This window comes from Salipiger sp. D13 (assembly GCF_003703915.1).
GTDB classification, from domain to species: Bacteria; Pseudomonadota; Alphaproteobacteria; order Rhodobacterales; family Rhodobacteraceae; genus Salipiger; species Salipiger profundus.
This window is the reverse complement of the sequence record NZ_ML112610.1, coordinates 19,624-27,620: the sequence shown is the minus strand read 5'-3', so window position 1 is coordinate 27,620 and position 7,997 is coordinate 19,624. Positions and strand designations below refer to the sequence as shown.

Sequence of the window (7,997 nt, the reverse complement as noted above, 5' to 3'; positions counted from 1 at the left end):
AACTTCGGCCATCAGCCGATTTGTGCAACAGAGCCATGGCTGGGTGATTCGCCACTGAGTGGGCATCCAATCCGCATCGAGCGCCCGCCGGGGCACGCGTCGCGCTACGTGGCCGAGCGGAACTACCTGCGGCTCGAGCGCAAGGCAGACGCCTGGAACGCGACCTGGGAATTCGAAGAGAGCGGAACAACGGATCCGCTGCCGCTCTGAACGGTCGGGTGACAATTTCCGCCAACAGAGCTTGCTCGGTCGTGCGGAGGGTTTCACCGATGTCGGCAAGCAGCTCAAAGCTGCCCTCCTTGGCTGCCGCAGCATGACGCCAGGCGCAGCCATGAAGGGCGGGAAGCTGACATTGGCCGCGCGAGTCTCCGAGGTCGGTTTTGTGGTCTGCCCTGTCGCGCCGCTTGGTCTTCTACCGTTCAGACTATTGGATCGCCAGATTTCGATCGGCCTCCGCGACGTCATAGGCCCAGGATTTGAAGGCTTCGACTTTGGGGCTCGTCCATTTTTCCCGACTGCCGATCAGGCACACGCCCCCCAACGGGGAGCCGCAGACCAAATCCGGGAAGGGTGCAACCAATGTCTCGCTGGCGAGTTCCTCGTGACACAAAACAATGTTCGCCATGACGACGCCAACTCCCATCACCGCGGCCTTCGTCGCCATATCGATATTTGGGAAATCCTGACCTCCTCTGGGGTCAACGTCGTTCAGCTGGAAGGCATCCACCCAACTCGTCCAATCGGTGTGATCCCGCGTCTCGTGGAGGAGTTCACAATGCGCCAGGTCCTCCACGCGGCGGAGCGATCTTGCCGCGAGATAGCTGCGTGAGCATGCAGGTGTCAGAGAGACGGGAAAGAGCGTGAGATGCTCGATGTCCTTGGGGCGGTTTGGCCAATTCGACACCGAAAAACCGATATCCGCATCCACAGAGTCGAACCCTCCGTCGGGATAAAAATCAGTCGTAAGTCGCAATTTGATGTCTGGATAGGCCCTGCGAAAGTCATCGAGTTTCGGTAGCAGCCAACGGATGGACGTTCCTGGCGGGCATATCACGCGGAGTTCAGAGGCATCCGCAGCAATCCGCTCCGCGCCACGGGCGATCATACCGAAGGCTTCCGTCAGAACCGGCGTCAATTCCCGGCCCGCTTCGGTCAACCGGACGCCCTGCGCCTGCCGCACGAACAACGCAACGCCGAGACTGTCTTCCAGAAGTTTCACATGTCGGCTGATGGCCCCTCGCGTGACGTGCAGCTCGTCCGCTGCACCAATGAAGCCGCCGTGTCGCGCGGCGGCCTCGAACGCGCGACACGCATTGAGAGGAGGAAGTTTTGCCATATCAGTTGGATCATTTTTTCTGATGCTTATGGTGCATAGAACTGGTTTGCGCGCAAGGCCGGCTAAGGGGCAGGATTTCAAAAGTTTCCCATATTTCTTGGATCGTGATCAATGCTTCTTTCCGAAAACGTCCCGCATAACTTGCCATCCCGGCGCGCCTCGCTCTTCAACTTCGTGAGAAAATGTACCCCTTTCGCACCGCCGAGCCGGGAGCCAGATACGGTCCTCGAGAACCTTGAACGTCTGGCGATGCTCTCGCCTCACCTGTTGGCTGATCTCGGATTTTCGATTGATGAATGCGAAAGCACGGCGACGGCCATCTGCTGGCGTCGGGACGACATGCTCGTGTTTGTCGCGGTCGCTGAAAGCCGATCTTTTGCCATGCGTGAAACGGTTCGAAAGATGCGACAAGCCTGATCTTCGCGGACATTTGTCAGTGTTGGAAACCTCGAGGGCCTAAGAAGAAATTTCTCCGCGCCCCTCGCGGGCATTGCGGATGCCGAACTAGAAACCGGATCTCACGACACTGGTGGGGGGGCGGATATGCGCGCTACCCTGGCCGAGCAGCCTGTCCAGGCGCAGTGGAGGAGATCATCATGACTGCATACATCATCGGCCAGATAGAGATTCATAGCCGGGATTGGATGGATGAATATTTCGCGAAAATCCCCGATGTCGTCGCCAAACATAAGGGCGTATTCAGGGTGCGTGGCGGTAGGCCCTCTCGCCTCGAAGGGGAAGGGGAATTGCCCGATGCCGCTTTCGTCATCGAGTTCCCGGACCGCGTTCATGCGACTTCGTTCTGGAATTCCGATGAGTTCCAATCTCTCGCCATACTGCGAAGGACTGGTTCAACCCTGAATGCCATCCTCACAGATTCAGTCGACTGACCGGAGGTCCGCCCGGTTCGGATACACGCAGCGATCCGGGAAGTCAGCTTTCTCCTGCAAAGCGGGCCTTGGTCCCAACCGCAGCGAAAGACCGCTCTCCGCCCTTCGCGCCAAGGCAGATCATCATGCAGCGCCGGGCGTGAGCAATGACTATGGCCCCTCGAAGCAAACCATTCGCTCCCAAGAGTGATGACGCTTCGTGTATTGGTATCTGGCTTTAAGCCCAGCACCCTGGGAAGCCCTCGGGAGGCGTCACTCAGGTCTGATCTCCCGCTGATGGCGAGCAAGAAGGGTGACCAGTCTTCGGCCGGAAATCACCTTCTGGCGCTTGAGGTGGATGAGGCCCCGTTCGACCGGGTCGAGGTCAACGTCGTCTCCACAGGCGCGTGCAAGGGTATCGGCGTAGGCGTCTGTTGCTGTGACGGGCACCAGACAATTTCTCCGACGCTGATATCGGCTGAGGATCGTAGCGACAGCTTGCGTCGGCTTAATGGTCTTCATCGGAGTTCCCACTNGATCGTAGCGACAGCTTGCGTCGGCTTAATGGTCTTCATCGGAGTTCCCACTGCTTCTAAGCGACCTCGTGTCCAGGGTCTCACCATCGCAAGCCAGCCCCACTGCGCCATGCTCAGGCTCTTACAGGGAGGGCACAACGGCCCTCCGCCAGATCCCCGCCTCATGCCACGAACCGCACATCCCCTTCATACGCGAAAGGCGCCGGAGCGTCCGCCCCAGCGCCTCTATCACCGTCCTTCAGAGAGCAGCCCAGGGACACCAGGCGGTACGTTTCGCCCTTGACACCCCTTGCGCAGACTTATGCTTCCGTTTGCGCACTCATATGCTTGCTCTGACTCTCATAGTCAGGGAGAGCAGATGAATGCGCAAAATCAATCACTTCCGATTCGGCGCCAGGAATCCATAAATATTTTCAACAACTTGCCGGACGCGATTTCCAAAGTGAAAGCATAAGCCTGCGCAGAAACCAAAAAACTGCGCAACATCAGAGGCTTAGCTGGCGCAGACATCCGGGCGCTAGCATCTAGGCATGAAAAAACCCGCGCCGAAGCGCGGGTTTCTCGAAGACTGAATTGTCCTGGAAGATCAGGTGCCGATGGCAGCCCGGAACGGCTTGTCCCTCCGGAACATCCTCTCGTAGCTGTCATGGGTGAACGGCGTCGCCAGCTGGTTCATTCCGGTTTTCTCACACCAGGCCGCCACGAAATCCGACCGCTCAACCACCCCTTCCCTCCTGGCAACGGCAAGTGCCACGGCATCGACGACCATGTCGATGACCAGGCCCCACCTGAATGCGCCGGCAGTCGCGAGGCGGTGCAGGAAATCTCCCGTCGGTAGGCTCGCATCTACATCAAGCCCCGCGCTGATGGCGTAGCTGCCGACGATTTCGTTGAGGATTTCGTAGTCCTGTGCCGGATGCCCGGGCGCACTGCTCAGATCAATTTCCTGGAACTCGATCCTGGTCATCAGCCTATCGAGCTGTGGCTCGCGCTGCACGTAGTCTCCCAGTTCCGGAACCCCCGAAAGGATCAACATGAGGGGCCAGTCGTGTGACTTCATGAGCGTCTTGAACGCGTCCAGGACGCTCAGGACCTCGGCATCCGACTTTCCGCGCATGATATGCTGGGCCTCATCGTAGTAGATGCCGATGACGCCCTGGAGCTTGGCCCGCTTGATGACCAGATCCCAGATCTCAAACTGTGTCCGGCGGGTCTTGTTCATAATGGGATAGCCCAAGGCGTGCAGCGTCTTGCGGCCAAGGTCCTTCCAGCTCCCTTTCGCCTCCAGCACGCAGCTTGCAAACCGCGCATCCTTGCAGTCCGGCATGGGAACAGCGCTCTCGTTGAAGCGGTTCAGCATGTCCGCGATCTCGGCCGTTTTACCCGAGCCAGACAGCCCCGTCACAAGGAGGCTGCGCGCCTCGAAGCCCTTCCCGGACTGCAGACGCCCCAAGTGGCGACTGAAGAGCTGAGCGAAGGTCTGTTGAAGTTCCTCGCCCCTGGCGAGCGGGAAGTGCCGCTGCGCCAGATCCGCGTTCAGGTTTGCCAACGAGGGAATGATGAAGGGGTTGGTCACAGTTTGCTATCCTTGATGCGGACGAAGGTCATGGTCTTGATGTCGTCAGGGTCTGGCGCCGAAGTGCTCACTTCCCCTGGGGGTACATCCGTCGGTCCAGCGGACTGCGGCGGAGGTGCGCTTGCCCTGGGAGGCGTCGATGGGGACGGCGGTTTGAACGGTGCCGCGCCGGCGGGGCGTGCTGGCACCACCCCTGACGTGCGGCCCCTGCTCATGAGGTGCCCGGGGGCAGCAGTCGCACCGACATAGGCGGCAGGTCGCGTTTCGACCTGAAGCAGTTTGCTCGCGCGAGCCTCGAGCTGAGCGAGCGTCTGGTAGCTCGACGGATCGCGAGAATCCGGGAAGAAACCGGATTCAAGCGCACGGCGCTTCATCGCTTCGCCCAGGTGTCGATCATGGAGTTCCCGCAAGCTCGGATTGGACTTCGTCGCAGCCTCCATGATCTCGATGGCTTCTTCGAGCGTCTGGTCCTTGAAGACGGTCATGCTAAGACGGGCTTCCATCACGGCGTCTTCCCCCTCAGCAGTGACATGGACCTTCCGCAGGTCGTCGGGATCGAGGTGAACGGTGACCCGCTTCGGGCTCCCCGCTGCAAAGCGTTGGAGTTCCGTAGAGTTGAACGGGATATTGAACGCCCTTACCCCTTCTGACGTCGTGGTTGCCTGGACCTTCGCGCCCAAATGCAGACACCGGTCGCGCTGCGACGGCGGTTCCATCGGGCCGTAAAGCTTCAGGGCCTCTTCCTGCTTCTGACGAGGGGTCGCACCGTACATCCCGGTGCCGCGATGCGGCCGGAAGGGATACTCATCGATAAAGTATCGCGTGAGGGTGCCATAAAGGTCGTCATGGCTAATTTCGGCCGAGGGCTTGGGCTCGTAGCCAGTCAGTTCGCCAGGGCGGCTACCGGTATACCCGGGCCGGAAATTCAGCACGTCCCATTGCGTCGCGCCGAAAAGCCGCTCGATCATCTGCTTGTCCATGGGCTGGTGCGCGCGCGCCGTCATCACGGTCATGCCCATTCCGAGCTGACCCGCATAAACGTCTGCATTCCGGGTGGCCGTGCCATTGTCCGCCAGCGCAAGCCCCAGGCGGACGGGCGGCACGGGATCCTGTTTGCAGCCGTATCGCACCTTCTCCTTCGTTTTATCCCGCGTCGCCATGCGAAGCAGAGCCTTGCTGTGATCGGCATCGGCCGTCTCCGAGATGACCCAGCCCAGCACCTCGCTGGTCGCGACATCAAGGATCACATGGAGCCAACAGCGGCGAATCTCATTGTCCGCAAGCTCCTGAGGGGCTTCCTTGGGATCGATGACCTCGGCACGAACGACACCGTCGCCGGAGCTGAAAATCGACAGCAGGCACTGGTCCCATTCGAACTTCTCACCAAACGCCAAGGCACGTACGTCGGTCGACCCAGCTCCCTTGGTGTTGGTCCCGTGCCGCGTCCCACCGCGACCGAGCACGGTGACGACATCGGAAATCGCCTTCGCACGCGTGCGGATCGTCGTGATCGAGGGAAAGTTGAGGTCTTGCGCCATCTCTCGGGGAGAGCGGCGGAAGACTTTTGTCGCCAGCTTGTAAACAGATGCCAATTTTGGCTGCTTAGGATCATGCCATTGGTTCAGGACGTAGTCGATAAATCGCTCCTGCCATTCGTAGAGCCTGGGCTCCCGACGTCCCCTCATGTGGAATCGATTCGCCAAGACAACTGGGTTTTGATCGAAGCGATGGTAAACGTCGCGCAGGCCGGCCAACGTCCGCCCCTGCGGGACTTCTAAGCGGGTTGATGGTTGGCCGCCGCGACGAGGTTCGAGTAAATCATATCCTGAACCGATCTTTTCCGCGCGGGTCAGCAAAAGACGGCGATGAATGCCGCTCTTATCCATGCTGCGCTGGGTGAGCTTCACGCCCTCAGCGCGTAGCTCGTCCTGGGCGATAACAAGGGCGAGGCGCGCTTGGACAATCCGCTGGTCTTTCTCCGAAAGCTGCTCAACGCATTCGAACCCGTCGGCGTACTTGAGCAATGCCTTCCGCTTTTCGACATCGGCAGGCTTGATGATTTCGCAATCCCGGTGTCGGATTGCAGTCTCAACCCGCTCCAGCGAAAGCGTGAAACACTCGCCGGTTTCCTTGCATTCCACCGCATAGCCGCTCTCCTCGCGAACCGACACCAGCAGTTCGCGGCCATCCAGCTTCAGGATGGATCCCTTCGGAATGTTGTAGAGCGGCTTCGCGGTCATGCGTTCAGCACCACCCGCGAGGGGTAGTCGATGACCCCATGCATGTCGGTCCAGAGCACATTCTGCCCGATTAGCCGCAGCGCGGACTGGTAGCCGCGCCATGGCTCGACATCGCAGTTCGCGATGAGGTCGCTCAGGTACCAGTAGCTGGAAGTGCGCGCAGCATCCTCGACAGTCGCATCCGCTTCGTCGTCCTTCACCTGCAGGTAGTCCCAGATACGGCGGAGGTTATCGCGGTAGGCACGCGTGTAGTCATCCGTGCAGACGACCATGGCGTCGTCAGCGAAGTCCTCGGTCACGGCGGCGAAGATGTCGTCGATCTCGTCCTGGGTTTCGCGCTTCGCCAAGCTCGTCGCATTGCGCACGAAGACCGCACGCCGGTACCCATCCCTGAACGTCAGCCGCAAGTCGAACCGATGGGTCCGCACCTTGCGCTTCTGCCGACAGTAGAAGCTGAGTGGAGGAAGCTGCACCTCCAGCCCATAGAGCTCGGGGCTGCGAAGGGCATCCAAGGCGACGGCGTATTCGGACTCGCCATCGAAATGGTAAACCTGCCGGATGCCGCCCGTCATCGGCGTTGCGAGAGCTGTCGACACCCGCTTGACCGTGTCGCTGCGCATCAGGGGATTGCGGTCACCTGCATAGGGCAGAACCCCGTGGATCGGCGCCACCAACAGGGCTGCCTGTTTCTTCTTGGGTGCCGGTTGGTCCTGCAACCAGTCTTCGTAGTTCGACATGCCGTCTCCGTTCCCGGAAACGAGGCGCTTCCGGGGTAGTCATCTTTTCATCCTGGAGCTCAGACCGCGCTTGCCCGGGCCGTTCTCGGCCTCTAGCGTGGCAAGTGATACACGGGCGATCTTTGCCCCAACTTCCAGGCGCGCACCCGAGGGTGCGCGTTTTCTTTTGCGCAGGACGTGGGCGTCATAGAGCGCCGACCTTGCACAAGGAGAAGGTCCGCGAATCCGCTGAAAATCCAAAACAGAAAAATGCGCCCGGCCTTGAAGGCCCTTGCCGAAACTGAGTCAACCCCCTGAAAATGCGAAAAAATATCCTCCAAATTTTCTTCAGGCGACCACTTCAGCAGCCATCAGCGTCACGTTCCCGGGGCCGGCGCGACGATGGTGGACATGTTCTCGCAAGGTGATGGCCAGGATATCGCGCGAAGAAATTCGCCACGCCACATCGAGCAATCAGCCAGAGCGCAATAAGGCGGCGACCAGATCTCGCTCTGGTTGCCGCCGTGCCGGTGTCGACGCGTACACAGAAAGTCGCATACTCAGGTACCCAAGACGGGCGAAGCTATGAGTGAGGAAAACCCGGAGGTTTGAAGATTGGGCAGTTTGTACCCATGGTGGCAACAAACTCGCTTGGGGATAAACCCGACGCCCTATGCGCTTCGTACGAGGTGACCTGACAGGCCGCGGAGACCGTAAGATGCGA

General features: G+C 59.8%; 6 protein-coding genes and 1 pseudogene. 3 read left to right on the top strand and 4 right to left on the bottom strand.

What is annotated here, in order from left to right:
- A pseudogene (locus D6860_RS17395) lies at positions 1-210 on the top strand (alkaline phosphatase family protein); the annotation flags it as partial.
- A 214-nt stretch (positions 211-424) separates the two neighbouring features.
- Here D6860_RS17395 and D6860_RS17390 read toward each other — a convergent pair.
- On the bottom strand, positions 425-1,336 hold the full coding sequence (locus D6860_RS17390; RefSeq protein WP_076623596.1) for a LysR substrate-binding domain-containing protein: 912 nt from the start codon (positions 1,334-1,336) through the stop codon (positions 425-427).
- 111 nt (positions 1,337-1,447) lie between these two features.
- Here D6860_RS17390 and D6860_RS17385 point away from each other — a divergent pair, with 111 nt between their 5' ends.
- Both D6860_RS17385 and D6860_RS17380 read left to right on the top strand, forming a co-directional pair.
- On the top strand, positions 1,448-1,753 hold the full coding sequence (locus tag D6860_RS17385) for a hypothetical protein (RefSeq protein ID WP_128549290.1): 306 nt from the start codon (positions 1,448-1,450) through the stop codon (positions 1,751-1,753).
- Positions 1,754-1,932: 179 nt separating this feature from the next.
- Positions 1,933-2,226, top strand: a complete 294-nt coding sequence (locus D6860_RS17380) for a DUF1330 domain-containing protein (protein ID WP_076623595.1) — start codon at positions 1,933-1,935, stop codon at positions 2,224-2,226.
- Between the two features lie 1,101 nt (positions 2,227-3,327).
- Here the strand turns inward: D6860_RS17380 and D6860_RS17370 are convergent.
- From D6860_RS17370 to D6860_RS17360, 3 genes are read right to left on the bottom strand one after another with little or no spacing between them, the layout of a single operon-like run.
- Positions 3,328-4,317, bottom strand: a complete 990-nt coding sequence (locus D6860_RS17370) for an ATP-binding protein (RefSeq protein ID WP_076623594.1) — start codon at positions 4,315-4,317, stop codon at positions 3,328-3,330.
- Complete coding sequence (locus tag D6860_RS17365; protein WP_076623593.1) at positions 4,314-6,557, bottom strand: Mu transposase C-terminal domain-containing protein; 2,244 nt, start codon at positions 6,555-6,557, stop codon at positions 4,314-4,316. Before D6860_RS17365 ends, D6860_RS17370 begins: the two co-directional genes overlap by 4 nt.
- Complete coding sequence (locus tag D6860_RS17360; protein WP_076623592.1) at positions 6,554-7,294, bottom strand: hypothetical protein; 741 nt, start codon at positions 7,292-7,294, stop codon at positions 6,554-6,556. Before D6860_RS17360 ends, D6860_RS17365 begins: the two co-directional genes overlap by 4 nt.
- Between the last annotated feature and the right edge of the window lie 703 nt (positions 7,295-7,997).